This window comes from Petrotoga sp. 8T1HF07.NaAc.6.1, assembly GCF_016772115.1.
GTDB lineage: Bacteria > Thermotogota > Thermotogae > Petrotogales > Petrotogaceae > Petrotoga > Petrotoga mobilis.
Genome location: NZ_AUPG01000006.1, coordinates 58,610 through 80,963, shown reverse-complemented (window position 1 = coordinate 80,963; position 22,354 = coordinate 58,610). Strand labels below are relative to the sequence as shown.

At 36.2% G+C, this 22,354-nt stretch carries 21 protein-coding genes; all 21 read left to right on the top strand.

All coding sequences use genetic code 11. The features are described 5' to 3' along the window. Nucleotides 1-11: 11 nt before the first annotated feature. Complete coding sequence (locus NAAC61_RS05500; RefSeq protein WP_202695467.1) at nucleotides 12-1,022, top strand: ornithine carbamoyltransferase; 1,011 nt, start codon at nucleotides 12-14, stop codon at nucleotides 1,020-1,022. A gap of 119 nt (nucleotides 1,023-1,141) precedes the next feature. Then, nucleotides 1,142-3,334, top strand: a complete 2,193-nt coding sequence (locus tag NAAC61_RS05495; RefSeq protein ID WP_202695466.1) for a xanthine dehydrogenase family protein molybdopterin-binding subunit — start codon at nucleotides 1,142-1,144, stop codon at nucleotides 3,332-3,334. Continuing rightward, the gene (locus NAAC61_RS05490) at nucleotides 3,331-4,209 is read left to right on the top strand and encodes an FAD binding domain-containing protein (RefSeq protein WP_202695465.1); all 879 of its coding nucleotides are present in this window, start codon (nucleotides 3,331-3,333) and stop codon (nucleotides 4,207-4,209) included. Before NAAC61_RS05495 ends, NAAC61_RS05490 begins: the two co-directional genes overlap by 4 nt. A 26-nt stretch (nucleotides 4,210-4,235) precedes the next feature. Next, nucleotides 4,236-5,084 (top strand): XdhC family protein, encoded by an 849-nt coding sequence (locus NAAC61_RS05485; protein WP_202695464.1) that lies wholly within the window; start codon nucleotides 4,236-4,238, stop codon nucleotides 5,082-5,084. A gap of 32 nt (nucleotides 5,085-5,116) precedes the next feature. Continuing rightward, entirely contained in the window at nucleotides 5,117-5,590 is a 474-nt protein-coding gene (locus NAAC61_RS05480) for a (2Fe-2S)-binding protein (protein WP_202695463.1), read from the top strand. A gap of 5 nt (nucleotides 5,591-5,595) precedes the next feature. After that, nucleotides 5,596-6,963 carry an 8-oxoguanine deaminase gene (locus NAAC61_RS05475; protein ID WP_202695462.1) on the top strand — a complete coding sequence of 456 codons (1,368 nt, stop codon included), beginning with the start codon at nucleotides 5,596-5,598 and terminating at the stop codon, nucleotides 6,961-6,963. A 20-nt stretch (nucleotides 6,964-6,983) separates the two neighbouring features. Beyond that, a complete protein-coding gene (gene ssnA / locus NAAC61_RS05470) occupies nucleotides 6,984-8,315 on the top strand; it encodes a putative aminohydrolase SsnA (RefSeq protein ID WP_202695461.1) in 1,332 nt (443 codons plus the stop codon). Further along, the gene (locus NAAC61_RS05465; RefSeq protein WP_202695460.1) at nucleotides 8,257-8,799 is read left to right on the top strand and encodes an FAD binding domain-containing protein; all 543 of its coding nucleotides are present in this window, start codon (nucleotides 8,257-8,259) and stop codon (nucleotides 8,797-8,799) included. The genes ssnA and NAAC61_RS05465 overlap by 59 nt, the downstream gene beginning before the upstream one ends. 71 nt (nucleotides 8,800-8,870) lie before the next feature. Further along, the gene (locus NAAC61_RS05460) at nucleotides 8,871-9,173 is read left to right on the top strand and encodes a hypothetical protein (RefSeq protein ID WP_202695459.1); all 303 of its coding nucleotides are present in this window, start codon (nucleotides 8,871-8,873) and stop codon (nucleotides 9,171-9,173) included. Then, entirely contained in the window at nucleotides 9,170-9,664 is a 495-nt protein-coding gene (locus NAAC61_RS05455; protein WP_103067409.1) for a (2Fe-2S)-binding protein, read from the top strand. The genes NAAC61_RS05460 and NAAC61_RS05455 overlap by 4 nt, the downstream gene beginning before the upstream one ends. Next, nucleotides 9,651-10,928 (top strand): molybdopterin cofactor-binding domain-containing protein, encoded by a 1,278-nt coding sequence (locus NAAC61_RS11200; RefSeq protein ID WP_202695458.1) that lies wholly within the window; start codon nucleotides 9,651-9,653, stop codon nucleotides 10,926-10,928. The genes NAAC61_RS05455 and NAAC61_RS11200 overlap by 14 nt, the downstream gene beginning before the upstream one ends. Next, the gene (locus NAAC61_RS11195; protein ID WP_202695457.1) at nucleotides 10,925-11,920 is read left to right on the top strand and encodes a molybdopterin cofactor-binding domain-containing protein; all 996 of its coding nucleotides are present in this window, start codon (nucleotides 10,925-10,927) and stop codon (nucleotides 11,918-11,920) included. The genes NAAC61_RS11200 and NAAC61_RS11195 overlap by 4 nt, the downstream gene beginning before the upstream one ends. Continuing rightward, nucleotides 11,913-12,464, top strand: coding sequence for a nucleoside-triphosphatase (locus NAAC61_RS05440; RefSeq protein ID WP_202695456.1), 552 nt, complete (start codon nucleotides 11,913-11,915; stop codon nucleotides 12,462-12,464). Before NAAC61_RS11195 ends, NAAC61_RS05440 begins: the two co-directional genes overlap by 8 nt. A 4-nt stretch (nucleotides 12,465-12,468) precedes the next feature. Continuing rightward, nucleotides 12,469-13,560 (top strand): 4Fe-4S dicluster domain-containing protein, encoded by a 1,092-nt coding sequence (locus NAAC61_RS05435; RefSeq protein WP_202695455.1) that lies wholly within the window; start codon nucleotides 12,469-12,471, stop codon nucleotides 13,558-13,560. 14 nt (nucleotides 13,561-13,574) lie between these two features. Next, nucleotides 13,575-15,287 carry an adenine deaminase gene (ade, locus tag NAAC61_RS05430; RefSeq protein ID WP_202695454.1) on the top strand — a complete coding sequence of 571 codons (1,713 nt, stop codon included), beginning with the start codon at nucleotides 13,575-13,577 and terminating at the stop codon, nucleotides 15,285-15,287. Between the two features lie 23 nt (nucleotides 15,288-15,310). After that, nucleotides 15,311-16,633, top strand: coding sequence for an NCS2 family permease (locus NAAC61_RS05425; RefSeq protein ID WP_202695453.1), 1,323 nt, complete (start codon nucleotides 15,311-15,313; stop codon nucleotides 16,631-16,633). Between the two features lie 29 nt (nucleotides 16,634-16,662). Then, a complete protein-coding gene (locus tag NAAC61_RS05420; protein ID WP_202695452.1) occupies nucleotides 16,663-17,280 on the top strand; it encodes a nucleotidyltransferase family protein in 618 nt (205 codons plus the stop codon). Further along, the gene (locus tag NAAC61_RS05415; protein WP_202695451.1) at nucleotides 17,277-18,281 is read left to right on the top strand and encodes an ABC transporter substrate-binding protein; all 1,005 of its coding nucleotides are present in this window, start codon (nucleotides 17,277-17,279) and stop codon (nucleotides 18,279-18,281) included. The genes NAAC61_RS05420 and NAAC61_RS05415 overlap by 4 nt, the downstream gene beginning before the upstream one ends. A 32-nt stretch (nucleotides 18,282-18,313) precedes the next feature. Continuing rightward, nucleotides 18,314-19,357 (top strand): FecCD family ABC transporter permease, encoded by a 1,044-nt coding sequence (locus NAAC61_RS05410; protein ID WP_202695450.1) that lies wholly within the window; start codon nucleotides 18,314-18,316, stop codon nucleotides 19,355-19,357. Then, on the top strand, nucleotides 19,354-20,115 hold the full coding sequence (locus tag NAAC61_RS05405) for an ABC transporter ATP-binding protein (protein WP_202695485.1): 762 nt from the start codon (nucleotides 19,354-19,356) through the stop codon (nucleotides 20,113-20,115). Before NAAC61_RS05410 ends, NAAC61_RS05405 begins: the two co-directional genes overlap by 4 nt. 43 nt (nucleotides 20,116-20,158) lie before the next feature. Next, nucleotides 20,159-22,315: a glycogen debranching protein GlgX gene (gene glgX / locus NAAC61_RS05400; RefSeq protein WP_202695449.1), complete on the top strand. Its 2,157-nt coding sequence runs from the start codon at nucleotides 20,159-20,161 to the stop codon at nucleotides 22,313-22,315. Nucleotides 22,316-22,354 lie beyond the last annotated feature (39 nt).

Here is a 22,354-nt window from a genome sequence, read left to right as displayed (position 1 = left end):
GAGGAGATAAGATGAATACACTTTTTAGGGGAAAAGACTTTATAACTACACAAGAATGGAGTAAAGAAGAATTAGAAACTGTTTTTGAATTATCTAATGAGCTTAAAATGAGGTTTGCATTAGGAGAACCTACGGATCATTTGTTAAGATCAAAAACTATCTTTATGATGTTTTTCGAACAATCTACACGAACTCGAAATTCTATAGAAGCTGGCATCACTCAACTGGGGGGACATGCTCATGATCTGACCCCGGATAAGATGCAACTTTCTCATGGTGAATCCGCAAAGGATACTGCTATTGTCTTGAGTCGATTCGGTCATGCCATAGCGATAAGAAACTGTTTCTTTGGAATTGGTAACAATTACATGAGAGAGGTTGCAAAATATGCGGATGTACCTGTTATTAACCTTCAAGATGATTTCTACCATCCTCTACAAGGTTTAGCGGATTTGATGACAATAAAAGAAAAATGTGGTAATGATCTTAGAAATATTAAAGTCACTATATCTTGGGCTTACGCTACATCTCATGCAAAACCTTTGTCCGTCCCTCAAACTCAGGCATTATTATTTACAAGGTACGGAATGGACGTGACTATAGCCCATCCAAAAGAATTTCCACTTATGTCAGAGATCCTAGAACAAGCAAAGCAAAACGCAGAAAAACATGGTGGAAGTTTAAAGTTCACAAACGATATGGATGAGGCTTTCGATGGAGCCCAAATTGTAATTCCAAAGAATTGGGGTGGATTTTTAGGAGTTGAAGATCCTGATACAGATGAAGGTAAAAAACAGATGAAGGAAAATCTTGAAAAACACAAAGATTGGATCTGTGATGAAAGAAGAATGTCTTTAGCCGATAAAGATGTCCTTTATATGCACGCGATGCCCGCAGACAGAGGCAAAGAAGTAACTGATTCTGTTATAGATGGTCCTCATTCTATAATATACGATGAAGCAGAAAATCGTTTACATACAGCAAAAGCAATCATGGCTTTGACTATGGGAGGAAGGCCCTGATCATTATTTGGAGGTGAACAATCATTTTTAAAACTGTTAATCAACCAAAAAAGAGAATAGACGCATACGAAAAGGTTACTGGAAAAGCTAAATTTGCAGATGATTTAGAATTTCCAAATATGTTGTATGCGAAGGTTCTGAGAACTAAGTATCCTTCGGCGAAAATATTGAACATAAACTTAGATGAAGCCGAAAAAATTCCTGGAGTGAAAGCTATTATAACTGCAAAAGATATACCAAATAACGAATTTGGTGTTATTATCCCAGACCAACAAGTTTTAGCTAAAGAAAGGACTTATTTCATAGGTGATGGAATAGCCTTGGTCGCTGCAGAAACTTATGAGACCGCAAAAAAAGCGGTTGAAAGAATAAAAGTAGAATACCTAGAGCTCCCTGGAATTTTTGATCCATTAGAGTCTAGAAATGCACCAACTATCCATGAAGATAAAGACAATAATCAGGTCATTCACCATAAACTTAGAAAAGGTGATGTAGAAGAAGGATTTAAAAGATCTGATGTAATTTTGGAAAGAGAGTATCAAACTCAATTTGTTGAGCATGCATACTTAGAACCTGAGGTTGTAATTGCCGTTCCTTATGAAAACAACAGTGTAGTTACTATATATGGGTCTGTACAAAACCCTTTTGCTTGTCGTAACGCAGTTGCCTCTGTTCTTAAAATTGGATTCAACCAAGTTAGAATAGTTCAAAATCACATAGGAGGTTCGTTTGGTGGCAAAGATGAAGTGATTTCTTCTATGGCTGCTCGAGCTGCTGTTCTAGCTTTGAAAACGAATAGACCTGTAAAATTAAAAAATACAAGGGAAGAATCAATTATCGAAAGTTATAAAAGGCATCCTTACAAACTGAAATACAAAGTCGGAGCAACAAAAGATGGCCAGTTACTGGCTATGGAAATTGAGGCAATTGCAGACAGTGGAGCTTACGCCTGTCAAACCCCATTTGTTACCTGGAGATCTGTTGTTCAAGCTACTGGTCCTTATGAAATTCCAAACGTTAAGACAGACACTTTTGGATACTATACCAACAATGTATACACTGGAGCCATGCGTGGATACGGTTCTCCTCAAGTTATATTTGCCAATGAATCCCTAATGGATGAATTAGCTCAAGAACTTGGGATGAATCCCTTGGAACTTAGATTGAAAAATATTTTTCACGATAATTCTGTAACAGCAAGTGGCCAAAAACTTGATAATCACAAAGTCAGTCTCGGAGAAGTAATTAAAAAGGCTACTGAATCGCTCAATTTTTTAGAAAAATACAAAGAATACAGTAAGGAACAAAAAGGTGATAAAAGGAAAGGAATAGGAATGGCTATAAGTTATAGAGGCTGTAGTTTAGGAGCAGAAGCTGTAGATGCTGCTGGTGTCATATTATCCATACAAAAAGATGGAACATTATATTTATACAGCGGTTTGGCTGAAAATGGACAAGGTCTTAAAACTGCCTTCTCTCAAATTGTAGCTGAAGAATTAGGGATCGATATTGAAAAGATCAACTTCATGGTCGTTGATACTTTGATATCTCCAGATAGCGGTTCTACGGTGGCTTCTCGTGCGACATTGGTTGGTGGGAATGCAACAATAGATGCCGCTAAAAAGCTTAAGCAGAAATTAACGGATTTTCTTGTTAAAAAATACAATTTATCCAACAAAGAATTAATATTTAAAGACAATTCGATTTATACTCCCGATCAAGAAAAATTAATGTCTTTTGATGAAGCTGCTTCCAGTGCATACAACTCTGGCGTCTTTTTATCTTCATATGGTTGGTACAAATCACCTGAGATAAGTTGGGATGAAGAAACAGGGCAAGGCAGACCCTATTTTACATATGTTTATGGATGTCAGATAGCAGAAGTTGAAGTTGATATCTGCACTGGTGAGATAAAAGTTTTGAAAATGGTAGCTGCTCATGATGTTGGAAGAGCTATCAATCCAGCAAGCGTTCTTGGACAATTTTATGGTGGAATATCAATGGGCCTTGGATACGGTATCATGGAAGAGTTGGATATAGACGAGGGATACATCAACAACACCAATTTTGACGAATATTTGATACCCACAGTAAAAGATATGCCGGATATAACTCCCATTATAGTTGAAAACCCTGATCCTAGTGGGCCTTACGGAGCAAAATCCGTAGGAGAACCCACCTTAGAATTAGGTGCTGCTGCTATAGCTAACGCTGTTGCTCAAGCAACTGGGAAAAGAATAAGATCCTTGCCCATAAACTTAGAGAAAATTGTTGTAGGTCATTCTTTGAAAAAAGGAAGGAAGAAAAAATGATTGAATATGATTTTTTAATTGCTAAAGATGTTGATTCTGCTTTAGAATATATGCATAAATATGAAAATATAAAGGTATTAGCTGGTGGAACTGATATACTGGTAGATATACATAAAGAAAGTAAAAGATTAGAAAAATTTGATTATATATTGGATATTTCTAATATCAAAGGTCTTCAATATATAGATGAAAAGGAAGATAATGTCGAGTTGGGAGCTTTGTGTACGCATACAATGTTAATTCAATCAAGCGTTATCAACAAATATTTCCCATTTCTCGTAACTGCAGCAAAAAGTATAGGTTCCGTTCAGATTAGAAACAGAGGTACCGTTGGAGGAAATATATCCAACGCATCTCCAGCAGCTGATTTAATTCCTCCTTTGATGGCTTTAAATTCTAAGATAGAGCTAAGCTCCATAAATGGGAAAAGATATATGCCTTTAGATCAGTATATTGTAGGACCTTACAAGACTAGTAAAAATCAAGATGAACTTGTAACTAAAATAATAATACCGAAAGTAGATGAAAATTATCGTTTTAGTTTTCAAAAAATTGGAAGAAGAAGAGCTTTGAATATAGCAAGACTAAACTTAGCTGTCGTTGCAAAAATAAATGAACAAGACTCAAAAATTGAAGATATAAGAATAGTTCCAGGTTCTGCAACACCTTTTCCGGTAAGATTTAAGAATATAGAAGGGGAAATACTAAATCAAAAAGCCAATCAATTAAATTTGGAAGAGTTAGCAAAAAAAATAGGTGACGAAATGGTGAAAATAACTGGTGAAAGATGGTCTACTCCTTACAAAAAACCAGCCTTAGGGGCAATTTTCAAAAAGGCTATCATGGAGGTTACAAACTCAAGCCAAAGATTTTGATTTTGATAAAGAGAGGTGCAACACATATGAACGAAGACATTCTAAAAGCAATAGATAAAGCTCTTAAAGAAGGACCTGAAGGGGTTTTGTGTACAGTCGTTGAAGAAAAGGGATCTACTCCTCGCAGTATGGGAGCCAAAATGTGGGTTAGTGCAGACGGCAGTACAATTGGAACCATAGGAGGAGGCATAGTCGAACACCATGTAATCGATGAAGCTCTCAATTTACTTAAAGGCAAAGCTCAAGTTCTTCTATATAGGGAATCGCTCAACACAAAAGAAGCTGGAGATGAAGGTGCCATCTGTGGGGGTAGTTTGGGAGTGTTCCTCGAAGTGATAGGGCAGAATCGTGAAGTTGTTATTTTCGGTGCAGGGCACGTGGGTAAAGCTTTGGCTCGTGTGGCGACTCTAACTGGCTACAAGGTAACCGTATGGGACGATCGTAGAGATTTTGCAAATGAGGATAATATACCCTGGGGACATGTGGTTTGTTCTCCATTAAAAGAGGCCTTGGATACTGAAATACGCTTACACAACAAAAGTTATGTTGTGGTCGTAACGAGGGGACATGCTGTAGACAAAGAGGTAGTACAATCCCTTGAAAATAAACCTTTTGCCTATCTTGGCGTCATAGGCTCAAAGCACAAGATTGCTGAAATGAAGAAAAATCTTCTCAAAGTTGGCGTCTCCCAACACTTTTTGGACAAGATTCATGCCCCCATAGGTCTACCAATTAAGGCAGAAACACCAGAAGAATTAGCCATATCGATACTTGCTGAATTAATAGCTGTGGAAAAAGGTGCTGATTTAGATACACTCCGTCTTCCATTCTACAACACAATTGGAAGCAAAGAAACAAGCAGTGTACAAAATTGATTGAAACTTATGTTTATGGAGGTATTCAAAAAATGAGAAAAATTGAAGTAACTCTCTATGTGAACAATACAAAAGAGACATTACAAGTGGAACCAACGGAGCGACTTCTTGATACTCTACGCAATCAGTTGAAATTAACAAGTGTAAAAGAAGGATGTGCAGTAGGCGAATGTGGAGCTTGTACTGTTATTTTAAATGGTGAAGCTGTTCATTCATGTTTGATATTAACAGCTCAAATTGATGGTTATGAAGTTCTTACGACCGAGGGGTTGGAAGTTAATGGAAAATTAGATCCAATTCAACAATCTTTTATTGATCATCAAGCCGTTCAATGTGGTTTTTGTACACCTGGAATGATTATGTCCGCCAAGGCTTTGTTGAATAAAAATCCCAGCCCCTCAAAGGAAGAAATAAAAACTGCAATAGAAGGAAATCTCTGTAGATGTACTGGATATCAGCAAATAGTCGAAGCAATAGAAGCAGTCACACAAATAAAGGAAGGCTGATATATATGTCGAACATATTGATAAAAAATGCTAAAGTCATAACCACTATGAACGCGAAGAAGGATCAATTGAAGGATCACGATATTTTAATTAAAGATAAGATAATACATAAAATTTCCCAAAATATAGAAGTGTCAGACAAACAAATTGATGAAGTTATAGATGGTTCCAAATATTATGTATATCCAGGATTAATTAACACACATCATCATTTCTATCAAACCTTTACAAGAAACATTCCTCAAGTACAAAATGTAGAATTATTTGATTGGTTAAAGTTTTTGTATCCCATATGGTCAAAGTTGACACCAGAGGTTGTTTACTACAGTACTTTAGTTGCAACAGCCGAATTACTCAAAACCGGATGCACAACATCTGTTGATCACTTCTATGTTTTTCCAAAAAATCAACCACCAGATCTTCTTGACAATGAATTTTATGCAGCAAAGGAAATCGGCATCAGATTACACGGCAGTAGAGGAAGTATGTCATTGAGTGAAAAAGATGGAGGTCTGCCCCCTGATTCCGTCGTTCAAACAGAAAACGAAATTTTGAAAGATTCCCAAAGAATTATCGAAAAATTTCATGATCCTTCTCCATTTGCCATGCATAGAGTCGTTCTAGCTCCATGCTCTCCATTCTCTGTGACTTCTACACTCCTCAACGAATCTATTCAATTGGCAAGAGAATATAGTGTTTGTAGTCATACACATCTAGCTGAAACAAAAGACGAAGAGAGATTTTGTATAGATGCCTTTGGTAAGAGACCTTTAGAATACATGGAGAGTTTAGATTGGTTAGGTTCTGATGTATGGTTTGCCCATGGAGTTCATTTCAACGAAGAAGAGATAGCTAAACTGGCATTAACTAAAACAGGGGTTGCTCACTGCCCCGTTTCTAATTCAAAACTAGCCTCTGGGGCTGCAAAGATCCCTTCTATGTTAAAAAAGGGTGTTAAAGTAAGCCTAGCTGTCGATGGGAGTGCAAGCAACGATTCTTCTAATATGATTTTAGAAATGAAAACTGCTTTTTTGATGAGCAGATTAATTTACGGTATAAGCACTATCACTACCGAGGATGTATTGCGTATGGCCACAAAAGGTGGAAGTGAAGTTATAAATCAGCCGGAAATTGGAAGTTTAGAAGAAGGTAAGGCCGCAGATATGTTCTTGGTTCGTTGGGATCGATTGGGTTATGCAGGAGGCTTTTATGATCCTATTTCAATGATTATTAATACAGGTGATTCTCAAATTGTAGATATTACGATAGTCAATGGAGAAATAGTTGTAAAAGATGGTGAACTTGTTAAAGTTGATGAAAGAAAAATCATCGAAAAGGCTAATGAACTATCTAAAAGGATACTCGAGGCCTAAAAATTTGGAGGTAAATGAACATGTTGTTAATAGGTAACGCCACTGTTCTCACCTTTGACGAAGAAACTCCTATAATTAATAATGGTGCGGTGTTAATAGAAGGCATAAAAATAAAAGAAATAGGAGAAACCGAAGTTTTACTTCAAAAATATCCAAACGCTGTTTTCAAAAACGCCCAAGATAAAATTCTAATGCCTGGTTTAATAAACACTCACACTCACCTGTACAGTACTTTTGCCAAAGGAATGAACTTAAAAACTGGCACTCCCCCACAAAACTTTCTAGAAATATTAGAAAAATTATGGTGGAGATTAGACAACACTTTAAACGAGAATGATATTTATTATAGTGCGTTATTTGCAATTTTAGAGTGTATAAAAAACGGAGTTACCACCATTTTTGATCATCATGCTAGCTTTAATTATATAGATGGCAGTTTAGACATCATTGCACAAGCAGCAATGGAAGTTGGTATAAGGGCTAATCTTTGTTATGAAGTATCAGATAGACATGGTCAAACTAAAAGCGATGCATCTCTGAAAGAAAATGAAAGGTTTATTAGAAAAATTCGGGTTTCTCAAAATGATAAGTTAGGTGGAATGATTGGGTTACATGCTTCTTTTACACTTGAAGATAGAACCTTAAATAAAGCTTCAGAATTAGCAGACGAGTTACACGTTCCGTTTCATATCCACGTTGCTGAGGGGAGAGAAGATTTACAGGACAGCGTAAAAAGAGGTTACATGGGTGTAGTCGATAGATTAACGAAATTTAAAATATTAAGGCCACATACCTTAGCTGCTCATGGTGTTCATATCAAGAAAGAAGAGATTCCTATTTTGAAGGAGAGTGGTGCGTGGGTTGTTCACAATCCAGAATCAAACATGGGGAACGCGGTAGGAGCAGCTCCAATAAAAGATTTTTTTGATCACGAAATCCTAACCGGTCTGGGAACAGATGCTTATACACACGATATGTTCGAAAGTATAAAGGTTGCAAACTTGCTCCAAAAACATCAATTGGGTGATCCACAAGCGGGGTGGAACGAAGTTTACAACATGGCCTTTAATAACAATATACAAATTGTTTCAAACCTATTAGGTGTCGAAATTGGAAAAATAAAAGAAAATTTTCGTGCAGATTTAATAATAGTAGATTATATTCCACCAACTCCAATAGAAAAAGATAACGTTTATTCTCATATCCTTTTTGGAGTGAACGGTGGGATGGTTGAAACAGTTATTATAGACGGCAAAATTATTATGGATAATCGGGAGGTGACGGTTTTAGATTATGAAAGAATACACAGGAGAACTAGGGAGCAAGCAAGAAGATTTTGGGAGAGATTCTGATGATTACTTTGCTCCCACCACATTGAAAGAAGCCACAGAGATTCTCGCAAAATACAGCCCCAACATCAAAATCATCGCAGGGGGCACAGATCTTCTGGTAGATTACTTTGACCGTCTTGATGAAGTAGAAAGGTGGATGAGTTTAAAGAACCTCGATGAACTAAAAAAAATTGAAATAAACAACGATCGAATAGAAGTGGGTGCTCTAGTCACACACGAGGAATTAGTAAAATCTGAAATTATACAAAAATATTTACCGCTAATAAGTCAAGCTGCCTTAGATGTCGGTTCACCACAAATCAGAAACAGGGGTACCATTGGTGGTAATATTGCAAATTCTTCCCCTGCTGGAGATTTATTACCTCCCTTAATAGCTTACGATGCTGTATTCAAAATAACTTCCCAAAATGAAACCCGTGAGGTCCCTGCAAAAGAGTTTTTTCTAGGACCTAAAAAAACGTACTTAGAAATGATGAAATTTTAGAAAAAATTATCATTCCAATACCTCAAAAACACACTTATGGAAAATGGTTAAAAGTTGGAAAAAGAAACGCCTTGATAATTTCAAGTATAACGTTGGCTATTGTTGTGACCTTCAATGATGATGAACGCATAAAAACAGTTAAATGTTCTCTTGGCTCTGTGGCTCCAGTTCCAATTGAGATATCAGAAATTCAACCTCTTATGGTTGGAAAAAGGTTTAACGAATTAGACTATTCTCAGATTGGAAAAGTAGTCTCCAATAACATTTCACCAATAGACGACATAAGAGGTACCAAAGAATATCGAAGGGAAGTTGCTAAAAATCTAACAATTAGCGCATTAAACGAAATAGAAAGGATGGTGAGGGTAGATTGAAAATAAGCTTTACCATAAATGGTATTAAAAGAGAATGCAATGTAAATTCAACTACCCGTTTGTTAGACTTAATTAGGGACGATCTGAATCTTACAGGTACAAAAGAAGGTTGCGGAAAAGGAGAATGTGGTGCATGTACGGTTATAATGAATGATAAAATCGTAGCTTCTTGCTTAGTGCTTGCATACGAAGCAGATGGCGCAGAAATAGTTACTATTGAAGGTTTGAGTGATAAAAATATTTTACATCCTATACAAGAGGCATACATTGAAACTGGAGCTGTACAATGTGGTTTTTGCACACCTGGATTTATACTAGCAACTAAGAAACTTCTTGACGAAATTCCAAACCCAACGGAAGAGGAAATAAAAATAGGTTTATCCGGCAATATCTGTAGATGTACTGGATACCAAAAAATAATAGATGCGGTCAAACTCTCGGCTACTAAAATTGCTGAGTATAAGAGAGGTGAGAAAGTTGATACCAAATAAATATGTAGGAGAGAATGTTTTCAAAGTTGATGCCAAAGACAAAGTATTGGGTAAAGCCATCTATCCGGATGATATATACTTTGAGGACATGCTCTATGTGAAAGTTAAACGTGCTACGCATCCACACGCTTATATTCAAAAAATAGATGTCTCTAAAGCTGAATCATTACCTGGAGTAATTAAAGTTATCACTGCAAAGGATTATCCTCATTTGAACAAGTTTGGATTGATAATTAAAGATCAACCTGTTTTAGTAGGAATAGGAGAAAAAACACGCTTTATGGGAGACGCATTGGCTATAGTTGTTGCAAAGAGTAAAGAAATTGCCACTAAAGCTATTGATTTAATAAAAGTCGAAGTTAAAGAATTAGAGGTCATTACCGATCCTTTCAGGGCAATGGAAGAAGACGCTCCAAAAATTCATGAAGGTGGAAACATAGTTGTTACTCATCAATTAAACAAAGGGGATGTAAAAAAAGGTTTTGACGAATCTGATGTAATAATAGAAAGAGAGTATAAAACGCAGCATGTTGATCAACTACCTTTACAAGTAGAGTCTGGTGTAGCTGTTTACGATGAAAAAACAGGTGTAATAACTATTTGGGCATCCACACAATGGCTTCACGATACACAAGCTGATATAGCCCAATCTTTAAATTTACCAAAAGAAAAAATCAGGATAATACAACCCGTTATTGGAGGGGCATTTGGTAGAAAAGAAGATATTTCTGTACATATACATTTAGCTTTAGCTGCAATGAGTACAAAACATCCTGTTAAATTAACTTACACCAGAGAAGAATCTATGATTGCACAGTCTAAAAGGCATCCACTGTATATTAAGGCTAGAACAGGAGCCACAAAAGATGGAATTCTAAAGGCTTGGGAGGTTGGAGTTGTAGGGGATACCGGAGCATATGCATCCAGTGGTCCTGCTGTTGTACATAAAGGTATGTATCATTGTACAGGTCCATACAATGTACCTAACGTTAAGGGTATAGCTTATACCGTTTACACTAATAATACGTATGGTGGAGCCATGAGAGGATTTGGAACAACGCAGATGGCTTTTGCTTATGAATCTCAAATGAACATATTAGCTGAAAAGTTGGGTATGGATCCAGCAGAGATTAGACTAAAGAACGCTTACAGAATTGGCTCAATTACTCCAAATGGTCAAAAGCTTACACAAAGTGTCAACGTCGTTGAAACAATACAGGAAGCTTTAAAGCTTTCAAAAGAGAAAGAAGGTGTTCGACATTGAAGAAAAAAGGAAGAGGTATGGCTACAATAATGTTCGGATATGGTTACGGTGAAGGATTTCCCGATTTTTCTCATGCGACGGTTGAATTTACGGATAATGAAAAGGTTTTAGTGGTAACCGCGGCTGCCGATGTAGGACAAGGAGTTTTAACGGTTATCAGTCAAATTGCGGCAGAAGTTCTTTCTGTAGGGGTTGAAAAAATAAAAGTCATTCAGGGAGATACTCATAAAACTATGAATTCAGGATCAACATCTGCAACTCGTCAAACTACCTTTACAGGGAACGCCGTAAAACAAGCGTGTGAGAACTTAAAGGGAAAAATTTTCCATTATGCGAGTTTAGAGTTCAATAGTAATTATCCTGAACTAACTTTGAAAGATGGAACAATCATCTACAATCCTAACCCTGAAAAAACAATTACTTACTGGGATTTAAAAAGAAAGGTAGAAGAAAAAGGTGAAACTTTGAAAGGTGAAGCGACCTACTTTCCACCAACATATTCTCCCGATTTAATATCCGGACAGGCCCATGAAGTCTACGTTGCTTATACCTTTATGACTCAAATAGTCGATGTAGAGGTTGACACAACCACTGGAAAAGTTGATGTGAAAGATGTTTACACCGCACTTGATTGTGGAAAAGCTATAAACCCTATAAATGTGGAAGGACAGATAGAGGGTGGTACAACTCAAGGAATAGGTATGGCTCTTATGGAAGAACAAGTAATAAAAAATGGAATCACATTAAATCCAAATATGACAGGTTACTTGGTTCCAACTTCTATGGATATTCCGAATTTTCATTCTGTATTAATAGAAAATGAAGATTCTATCGGGCCATTTGGTGCAAAAGGTATAGGAGAACCAACAACCATTGCAGCTTCCCCTGCCATTGCTAACGCTATATACGATGCTATAGGTATTAGATTTTATGAATTGCCTATCACCCCTGAAAAAATTCTTAAAGCTCTAAAAGAAAAAGAGAATGTTTAAAAATAACATCTTTCTTACAGGTTCTATAGGTGTAGGTAAATCAACGATTATACGTAAAGTGATTAATCAACTATCATTGCATGTTTGTGGTTTTTCAGTTGATAGAGAAGGTAAAAAAAATAATTGGAACGCCTTTTATTTAGTAGAAGCATCTTCATTTAATAACGGTGATCGATCTAAAAAATCTAAATATAACAGATTTGCCTGCAGAAAAGATAACTCTAAAAATTGGGAGATAAGTATTCAAGTATTTAACGAAATTGGTGTACAACTTCTTACAAACATTGATGATGCTGAGATTGTAATCATGGATGAATTGGGAAGATTCGAGTTAACTGCTTACCAGTTCCAGCAGAAAGTATATGAAGTTTTAAACAGTGATAAACCTGTTTTGGGTGTAATAAAGGATGAATCTAATCCATTTTTGGATAAGATTAGGAATAGAAAAGATGTTCAAATATTTAGCGTGACTTCAGAAAACCGTGAAGAAGTTTACAAAAAGGTGCTAAGCCAGATAAAACTAATACTTTCAATAAAGGAGTGAATTTATGGCTGATATATCTGTCGATTTACTGGGAATGTTGTTAAAAACACCTGTAATGCCTGCGGCTGGACCACCTATTAAAGATGGAGAGAGTGCTCACAAAGCCAAAAAAGGGGGAGCTGGAGCGATCGTTACCAAAACCGTTTCTGTGAGGGCTGCAAAAGTTCCAAAACCAAACATGGCTCAAGTAAAAGGAGGGTTTATAAATACCGAACTTTGGTCCGAATTATCTCTAGAACAATGGATTGAAAATGAATATCCTCAGGTAGTTGAAACAGGGTTGCCTGTGATAATAGGCGTTGGGTATACCTCTGAAGATATAAAAGAAGTAATACCAAAAGTAGAACGGTTCGCTGATGCTTTTGAACTGTCTACACATTACCTTGGTAATGACCCTACCCCCATGATTAATAGTATAAGAGCGGCAAAAGAAAGTACAGATCTACCCGTTATGGTAAAACTTAGTCCTCAAATAGACATTCCAACGTTCGCTAAAGAGGCTGAAAAGGCTGGTGCAGATGGTTTGGTCTTAATCAACTCTTTTGGTCCTACTTTAGACATTGATTTAGAGAACGGTAAACCTTTATTGGGAAGCGAAAATGGGTTCGGATGGTTATCAGGTCAGGCAATATTTCCTTTAGCTTTGAGGGCTGTTTTTGAGGCTGTAAGGTCGGTTAATATTCCCGTGGTTGGAGTAGGTGGAATCAGTACAGGTAAAGAAGCAATAAAAATGATAATGGCAGGAGCCCAAGCGATACAAGTTTGTACTGCAGCTATTTTGAATGGACCTCAAATATATAAAAAGATTGCCAATGAAATTGAAAAGTATTTGGACGACCATAATTTTAAGTCTTTAGAGGAAATTAGGGGTATTGCTCAAAAAAATATTGTTAATGAGGCAAATTATAATTTGATATTTCCAACCGTAAAAGATGAAAAATGTACAGAATGCGGGCTATGTGTTAAAAGTTGTGTTTATGATGCGATCCATCTCATAAAAGAACTTCACAGTGTGAGAATAGATACAAACAAATGCGCTGGTTGTGGATTATGTGTGACAAGATGTAATTTCAATTCTCTCTCTTTATCTTTATAAAGGGGGAAAATATATTGTCAAACAAAGATCTTTTACCAATAGCTTTAGGAAAGGAAAAATCAGATTTAGTATTCAAAAACGGGAAAATAATTGATGTTTTTAACGAAAAAGTTATAGAAGAGGATTTGGCCATTTCCAATGGTGTAATAATCGGCTTTGGAAAGTATGAAGGCAAGGAAGAAGTTGACTTAGAAGGTAAATTCATATCTCCGGGGTTTATAGATGCTCATCTGCATTTAGAAAGTGCCATGGTGACAATAGAAGAATTCGCTAAAACGGTTATCCCTTTAGGAACGTTGACTCTCGTTGCCGATCCACATGAGATAGCAAATGTAGCTGGGAAGGTTGGTATAAAATATTTCTTAACAATCGGGAATAACATACCATGGAATTTTAATTTAATGGTTCCTTCTTGTGTACCCGTGACCACTTTCGATAAATCAGGATCTGTACTAAATGCAGAGAAAATAAAAGAATTAATTACAGAAGAAAATTTTTTTGGTCTTGGTGAGGTTATGGATTATGAAGGAGTTATAACAGGTCAAGATTATATTTGGGATAAGATAGAACTCATGAAAGACTATTTCATTGATGGCCATGCTCCAAAATTACAAGGAAAAATTTTAAACGCCTATCTTTTAGCTGGAATCATGGCCGATCACGAAACTACATCCCCCAACGAGGCATTAGAAAAGATTTCAAAAGGAATGTACATAATGGTTAGAGAAGGTTCCGTCACGAGGGATCTTCAGAGTTTGTTACCTGCAATTAACGATAAAAACAACTGTAACTTTTTATTTGCCACAGATGACAAACACCCTGAAGACCTTATCTCAGAAGGCCATATAAATTTTATGATTAAAAAGGCTATAAAGCTCGGGATGGAACCACTTAGAGCGATAAAACTTGCCACTCTAAATGCTGCACGCTCGTTAGGATTACACCATCTTGGAGGTATTGCTCCAGGATACAAGGCTGATTTTCTAATAATAGATAATTTAGATGAATTGGGCATTTTCCAGGTGTACAAAGACGGAAAAAAAGTAGCGGAAAATGGGAAAGCCTTATTCCAAGTTAATTCTAATAACTTTGAAAGGCCTCCAACAATTTTTCATTCTGTAAATATTGCCCCCATTAGAGAAGAGGATTTCAAAATTCCTAAAGGGAAAACTTACCGTGTTATTAACATGATTCAGGATCAGATTATCACAGGAGAGGAGTTTTTCTCATTTCCATACAGTTTTGAAGAAGAACGATTTATAAGGTATAATATAAATAAAATTGCGGTTGTAGAAAGACACAAAAGTACTGGAAAGATTGGTTTGGGTTTGATAAGGGGTTTTGGATTAGAGTCTGGTGCCATCGCAAGCTCCATAGCCCATGATTCTCACAACATTATTGTTTTAGGAACAAATTCATGCGATATGAAGATAGCAGTAGAAAAAATTGCAGAAATTCAGGGAGGAATTGTGATTGCAAATAATCAAAAAATCGTTGATTTCATCGAACTACCCATTGGAGGGCTTATTTCTACCGACCCAATCGGGAAAGTATCTGAAAAACTGCAAGAACTTAGAAAAATTGCCCATAATTTAGGGGTCAAAACGAATAGTCCTTTCATGACATTGGCGTTTATGGGATTACCAGTGGTTCCCAAATTAAAGATAACTTGTGATGGGTTATACGACGTTGAAAATCATATCTTTGTATCATTGGTTGTAAATTGACATTTAAAAAGGGGGCTAAACTTATGGCAAACACTCAGCAAAAAAGTTTTTTTGAAAGGGCTTTCAAGTTAAAAGAGAACGGTACAAACGTTAGAACTGAGGTCTTAGCAGGTATAACATCGTTTATGACGATGGCTTATATCATCTTCGTAAACCCTTCTATACTTAGTGATGCAGGAATGCCTTTCAACGGTGTCTTCATAGCCACTATAGCTGGTGCAATTTTAGGTACCGTCATGATGGCCTTACTTACCAATTATCCGTTTGCATTGGCTTCAGGAATGGGTTTGAACGCTTTCTTTGCCTATTCAGTCGTAATAGGTATGGGAGTCTCTTGGCAAACCGCTCTAGGAATAGTATTTATAGAAGGTATAATCTTTATTGTGCTTAGTGTTACACCTGTAAGAAAGATGATCGTTAATTCGATTCCAATGAGTCTGAAAACGGGGATAAGTTCAGGAATAGGTTTATTTATAGCTTTTATAGGTTTGCAAAACGCGGGTATAGTAGTAGCAGATCCTGCAACATTGGTAAGAATGGGAGACTTATTCGCTGGACCAGCTTTAATAGCACTATTAGGCCTAATTATAACGGGAATTTTACACGCTTTAAGGGTAAAAGGGGCTCTATTGTTGGGAATTATAATCGCTACAATTTTAGGACTATTCAACGGGGTCACACCAACACCTGAAGGCGTTGTGGCGTTGCCAAGAATGGCTGATTGGTCTCAAGTTTTGTTCCAACTCGATATTAGATCTGCATTTAATATCGGCATGATAGGTATTTTGATTTCGTTCTTATTTGTAGATCTTTTTGATACGGCAGGTACGTTGGTAGGGGTTAGTCAACAAGCGGGTTACTTGAAAGAAGACGGTTCTTTGCCAAAAGCAGATAGAGCTCTTTTAGCTGACGCTATCGCTACTACAGGTGGTGCACTCTTTGGAACTAGTACCGTTACAACATACGTTGAATCGGCTTCAGGCGTATCTGAAGGAGGAAGAACAGGGTTAACAGGTATCGTTGTTGCTATTTTATTCTTCCTTTCTTTATTCTTTCAGCCTATAATAGCTATAGTACCAGGTGCTGCAACAGCACCAGCATTGATAATCGTCGGGGTAATGATGTTGTCAAATATAATGAGCATAAAATGGGAAGATTTTACTGAAGTTTTTCCGGCTTTCGTGGCAATGATAGTAATGCCTTTAACTTATTCTATTTCTAACGGAATAGCTCTAGGCTTTATAACCTATCCTTTAATCAAATTATTCACCGGCAAAGGTAAAGAAGTTCACTGGTTAGTATACGTTTTGTGTGCTCTTTTTATTGTCTACTTTATTTGGCTTTAAATTTTTTATGTAGGAAGTGAAGTTTTACAATGATATCAGCGGTGGTATTAGCAGCTGGAGAGTCCCTGAGGATGAAGGCTCCAAAACAGATTTTGCCTTGGGGAGACAAAACTGTTTTAGAAACCGTTGTTACTAGACTTTTGAAATGTCAATATATAGATGACGAAATAATAGTCGTTTTAGGAGGCAACTTTGAGAAGATAAGCCCCATTTTTTCGAAGTATGAAGACCACCGTTTGAAAATTGTAAAGAATAACGATTACAAAAAAGGTATGTTAACAAGTGTTTGGAGTGGTTTGAACTCATTAACAAAAAGTTCAGAATACATACTCTTCACACTTGGCGACATGCCTTTAATCAAGATTGAAAGCTTCAACGAACTTATTAACTTTGCAATAAATTCTAAAACAACTATATTGGCACCTATTTATCATGGGAAGAGGGGGCATCCACTGATTGTACACAAAAGCCAGATACCAGATATTTTTCAATTATCAGGACCTGGCGGGTTAAGAACACTTTTAAGTAAGCATCCTGAAAGGGTAACTTTGCACGAAGTTAGCGATGAAGGTATTATCATCGATATTGATACAATTGAAGATTACAATATATATCTAAAAAAGCAACAGGGAGATGATAGTAAGTGAAGAGAGGTTCATCCTTTTTTTTGATTTTATTTCTTTTAACTTTCACATACGTATTATTTGCCAACACAATAACGGTTACTGATATGGCTGGAAGGGAGGTAACAATACCCTCTAATATAGAACGTATCGTAACAACTTACAAGCCAGCCACTCAATTTGTATTTGCATTAAACGCCCAAGAAATGCTTGCTGGCGTGGATAATACATCAACAAGAGAAAAATTATTTACTTCAATTTATCCGGAAGTAGAATTGTTAGTAGAAGTGGGTTCAAAAAGAGAAGGGATAAATATTGAAACTGTGGCATCTTTAAATCCCGACTTAGTAATACTATTCCCACATAACCAAGCCGAATTCACTGCTTCCAAATTAGAAACTTTGGGGATATCCACAATTATTATCAATCCTGAAAGTTTAGAAGAAATACGAGAAACGAATAGATTGTTAGGGAAAGTATTGGGATTAGAAGATAGAGCGGAAATTGTAGATAACCAGTTTGACAATATTTTAAAATTGTTGGAAAAGTCTAAAAATTTGCCTGACAATCAGAAAAAAATTGTCTATTTTGCTAATTCTCAGCTATTGGATACAGTAGGAAAAGATATGATGCAAACGGATATGATAGAGTGGGCTGGAGGAATAAATCCAGCTGCAAAAAGCGATGTGGGGTTCATAAAGATATCACCAGAACAGTTAATAGCTTGGAATCCTGATGTTATAGTTACATCCCAGACATTTCAAGGTGATATAGAGGAGTTGTATAAAGAAGAAAAATATCAAAACGTTAATGCTTTTAAGAACAAACAAATTTACCGGTTCCCTTCAGAGCTTGAACCATGGGATTATCCAAATCCCTCATCTTATTTGGGCATGCTTTGGTTAGCAACAAAAATACATCCCGAACTTTTTTCGGATATCGATTTCAATAAAGTAGCTGACGAGTTTTATTACACTTTGTATGGAGTTTCATACATTGAATTGTTATCTAAAATTGGAAATTAAATCATTAAACTTATTTACATGGAGATATTAATATGCACATTCAAAATAAAAACCAAACTCTAGGTCAACATCAAAAAAGAACACTTCTCTATCTTTTATTAATTCTGTTATTGGTTTTTGTTATTTCACTTTTTGTTGGAAGATACAAAATCTCGATCGTTGAAATTACCAACACTATAAAAAACTTACTCTTACGTAATGATGTTCAAAGTAGTAACGATTGGTTAGTTTTCTTTCATATTCGTTTGCCGAGAATTATATTGGTAATGTTTGTGGGTTCGGTTCTGTCTATAACTGGTGCAACATATCAAAGCGTTTTTAGAAATCCATTAGCCTCTCCATCAATACTTGGCGTATCAGCCGGATCAGCATTTGGAGTAGCTTTGGCTATTTTGATAAATGAAGAGTCTTTAATAGGTACTTACTTATTATCTTTTCTTTTAGGGTTAGTAGCCGTTTTTATTACGTTTTTTATTTCCGTTTGGAGTAAAGTGAAGGGGGTAACCGTACTTGTTTTGGCGGGAATGGCGGTAACCTCTTTCTTCAACGCCTGTGCCTCTTTAGTACAATACTTAGCAGACCCTTATGAAAAGTTACCAAACATAGTATTTTGGTTAATGGGAAGTTTCAACAGGGCAGGTTGGAGAGAAGTATATATTTCATTATTTACAATGCTTCCAGGGATAATAATTCTTCTTATTTTAAGATGGTATTTGAACGTTATGTCTATGGGGGAAGAAGAAGCATTATCCATGGGAATAAATGTTCGAAGAATGAGAATTTTATTGATCATTGTAAGTACCGTTATGGTTGCCCCTACAGTGGCTATAGCTGGTCAAGTAAGCTGGATCGGCTTAGTTACTCCCCATATTGCAAGGTATATAATAGGTGCCAATCATAGGTACATGCTCCCCGCAACGTGCATTTTAGGATCTTTACTTTTGCTTATTATGGACGACATCGCAAGAACTATCACACCTGCCGAAATTCCTATAAGCATTGTTACCGCCTTTATAGGTGCACCTTTTTTTGTCTATCTTTTAGTAAGAAGAAGGGAAAGTGGGTGGAATCAATGATATCTGTAAAAAATATATCCTTTTCTTACAACACAGTTGGAGATACCATTAAAAATATAAGTTTTAATTTGAACAAAGGAGAATTAATTGCCCTTTTAGGACCCAATGGTTCAGGTAAAACTACTATACTAAAATGTTTAAACGGAACATTGAAACAAAAAACTGGGGAAATATACATAGAAAATTATAGTATCAAAGATCTAAGTTATAAAGAAATAGCAAAGCTCATAAGTGTAGTTCCTCAAGAACGCTCTGCCGTATTTTCATACCTTGTGATAGATATAGTAGCTATGGGAATAACTCCTTATCTTTCCTTTGGAAGGATGCCTACAAAAAAAGACTACATGGAAGCATACACAAAGTTAGAATTTTTCAATATTCAAGACCTTGCTGAAAAAAATTATAACCAATTGAGTGGTGGAGAAAAACAGTTGGTTCTGATTGCAAGAGCCCTGATGCAAGATACAGATTACTTAATTATGGATGAACCCACGTCCCACTTGGATTTTAAGAATCAACATCTATTGATGAAAGAATTAAAAAAATTGAGTGAAAACGGGAAGGGTGTCATTACAGCTCTTCACGATCCGAATTTAGCTTTAAGATTCTGTGATAGAATAATAATGGTGAAAAATGGTGAAGTAATTTTTAGTGGTGAAAACACCAAAGTTATGAACCCACAAAATCTGCAAATCTTGTACGATACACCAGTTTCAATGAACAAGGTAGAAGATGTCAGTATAATTTACATCAACTAACGAAATGTTATGATAATTTTTTATATTCTTAGAAGGTGACGTTATGGAAGAAACGAAAATTAATGAAAAACTAAAATTTAAGGTCAGCAAAGGATTTCCCGTCTTAGGTGCCACGATAGAAAAAACTGGAGTTAATTTTGGTGTCTTCACTAGAAACGGAACATCGGTTACTTTGGAGATATTTGAAAATTACTATGATGAAGAACCAATTTTCAAATATGTTCTTGATAAAAAAGGAAATAGAACCGGTGACATTTGGCATGTTTTTGTTGAACAAGCAAAAGTTGGGATGTCTTACGGTTGGCGTATAGAAGGCCCCTATAAGCCTGAGGAGGGATTTAGGTTCAACAAAAACAAATTACTCTTAGACCCCTATGCCAAAGTTATTGGAGGAACTTTAGATTTTTCGGATGAATCTATTTTTGGTTATGATAAAAACGATCCAAAAAAAGACCTTAGTTGTTCTACTTTAGATTCGGCAAGATCTCAAGTTAAGTCTTTTATTTGGGATAGTCGTGAATATAATTGGAAAAGTGATGAGCATCCACGTTATACACTAAACGACATAATTATTTATGAAATGCATATCAGGTTGTACACAATAAATCCAAATTCTAATGTAGAACATCGAGGAACTTACAAGGGAATCGCGGAAAAAATAAATTATTTAAAAGATTTAGGAGTAAACGCCGTTGAACTCATGCCAATATTCGCTTTTCCTTTGAACGATACCCCCAACGTTAATCCTATCACTGGTGAAAAATTAAAAAATGTATGGGGGTACAATCCAGTAAACTTTTTTGCTGTGACAAGCAATTACAGATACGGCGTAAAAATTGGTGAGGAGATAACCCAGTTTCAAGATTTAGTTTTCGAATTACACAAAAATGGAATAGAAGTAATATTGGACGTTGTTTTTAATCACACAGCAGAAGGAAATGAATTGGGACCAACTCTCAACTTTAGAGGATTGGAAAATTCGGTTTATTATCTATTGAAGAAAGATAACCTAAGATATTATGAAAATTTTTCAGGAACAGGAAACACTATTAATTCTAGTCATTATGTGGTAAAACAAATGATTTTAGATAGCTTGAGGTATTGGGTTTCCGAGATGCATGTGGATGGTTTCAGATTCGATCTAGCTTCTATCTTGGGAAGAGATTCAAAGGGAAATTGGATTGGCGATCTGTCTCTCTTAAAAGACATTGCCGATGATCCAATCTTGGCAGGAACTAAACTCATAGCGGAAGGTTGGGATGCTGCTGGAGGATACTACGTCGGTGATTTTCCTACTGGTTGGGCAGAATGGAACGGAAAGTTCAGAGACACGGTAAGAAGATTTGCGAAAGGGGATAATGGAGTAGTTTCGGATTTAGCAACAAGAATAGCTGGAAGCCCAGACCTTTTTGAAAAAAGAGGTAGAAAGCCTTATCATAGTGTCAATTTTATTACTTCACACGATGGATTTACCATGTGGGATTTAGTCTCCTACAATAACAAGCACAATGAAGCCAATGGGGAAAATAACCGTGATGGAACCAACGCGAATTATAGTTTCAATTACGGGGTTGAAGGGGACAGTAACGACGAAAATATAGTAAAACTTAGAAAACAACAAATTAAAAATTTCATAACAATATTAATGGTATCACAAGGGTTACCCATGATTTTAATGGGTGATGAATTTTGTAGAACTCAATTTGGCAACAACAACGCTTACTGTCAGGATAACCACATTTCATGGGTGGACTGGAGTAGAAAAGCGAAATTCAATGACATTTTTAATTTTACAAAAAATATGATCCATTTTAGAAAAGTTCATTGTGCACTTAGAAGAGACAGATTTTTTACGGGAAGAGATCTAAGTGGTGATGGCATAGCAGACATAACTTGGCATGGAGTCAAACCATTCAAACCTGATTTTGGATATTATTCTCACAGTCTAGCGTTCATGATAAGTGGCGATGACTATATTCAAGGATGTAAAGAAAAAGACAGTGATATATACGTAGCCTTAAATGCTTTCATAAAGGATTTACAATTTGAAATTCCAAAATTACCGAACGGGAAAAAATGGTATAGGGTAGTAGATACCTCTCAAGAATCACCCCAAGATTTCCTCTTAGAACCTGCTATAATTCAAGATAATCACTATACAGTAAATTCAAGAAGCTCAATAGTTTTAATTTCAAAATAATTAGATACTTGATTGCCGTCGATAGCACGAGGATCAAGG

Excerpts from the sequence above, each read along its gene's own strand:
- NAAC61_RS05465 (WP_202695460.1), top strand. The coding sequence starts at position 8,257 with ATGAAAGAATACACAGGAGAACTAGGGAGCAAGCAAGAAGATTTTGGG.
- NAAC61_RS05435 (WP_202695455.1), top strand. The coding sequence starts at position 12,469 with ATGGCTGATATATCTGTCGATTTACTGGGAATGTTGTTAAAAACACCT.
- NAAC61_RS05500 (WP_202695467.1), top strand. The coding sequence starts at position 12 with ATGAATACACTTTTTAGGGGAAAAGACTTTATAACTACACAAGAATGG.
- NAAC61_RS05440 (WP_202695456.1), top strand. The coding sequence starts at position 11,913 with ATGTTTAAAAATAACATCTTTCTTACAGGTTCTATAGGTGTAGGTAAA.
- NAAC61_RS05490 (WP_202695465.1), top strand. The coding sequence starts at position 3,331 with ATGATTGAATATGATTTTTTAATTGCTAAAGATGTTGATTCTGCTTTA.
- ssnA (WP_202695461.1), top strand. The coding sequence starts at position 6,984 with ATGTTGTTAATAGGTAACGCCACTGTTCTCACCTTTGACGAAGAAACT.
- NAAC61_RS05495 (WP_202695466.1), top strand. The coding sequence starts at position 1,142 with ATGTTGTATGCGAAGGTTCTGAGAACTAAGTATCCTTCGGCGAAAATA.
- NAAC61_RS05410 (WP_202695450.1), top strand. The coding sequence starts at position 18,314 with ATGCACATTCAAAATAAAAACCAAACTCTAGGTCAACATCAAAAAAGA.
- NAAC61_RS05475 (WP_202695462.1), top strand. The coding sequence starts at position 5,596 with ATGTCGAACATATTGATAAAAAATGCTAAAGTCATAACCACTATGAAC.
- NAAC61_RS05485 (WP_202695464.1), top strand. The coding sequence starts at position 4,236 with ATGAACGAAGACATTCTAAAAGCAATAGATAAAGCTCTTAAAGAAGGA.
- NAAC61_RS05405 (WP_202695485.1), top strand. The coding sequence starts at position 19,354 with ATGATATCTGTAAAAAATATATCCTTTTCTTACAACACAGTTGGAGAT.
- glgX (WP_202695449.1), top strand. The coding sequence starts at position 20,159 with ATGGAAGAAACGAAAATTAATGAAAAACTAAAATTTAAGGTCAGCAAA.
- NAAC61_RS05480 (WP_202695463.1), top strand. The coding sequence starts at position 5,117 with ATGAGAAAAATTGAAGTAACTCTCTATGTGAACAATACAAAAGAGACA.
- NAAC61_RS05425 (WP_202695453.1), top strand. The coding sequence starts at position 15,311 with ATGGCAAACACTCAGCAAAAAAGTTTTTTTGAAAGGGCTTTCAAGTTA.
- NAAC61_RS05420 (WP_202695452.1), top strand. The coding sequence starts at position 16,663 with ATGATATCAGCGGTGGTATTAGCAGCTGGAGAGTCCCTGAGGATGAAG.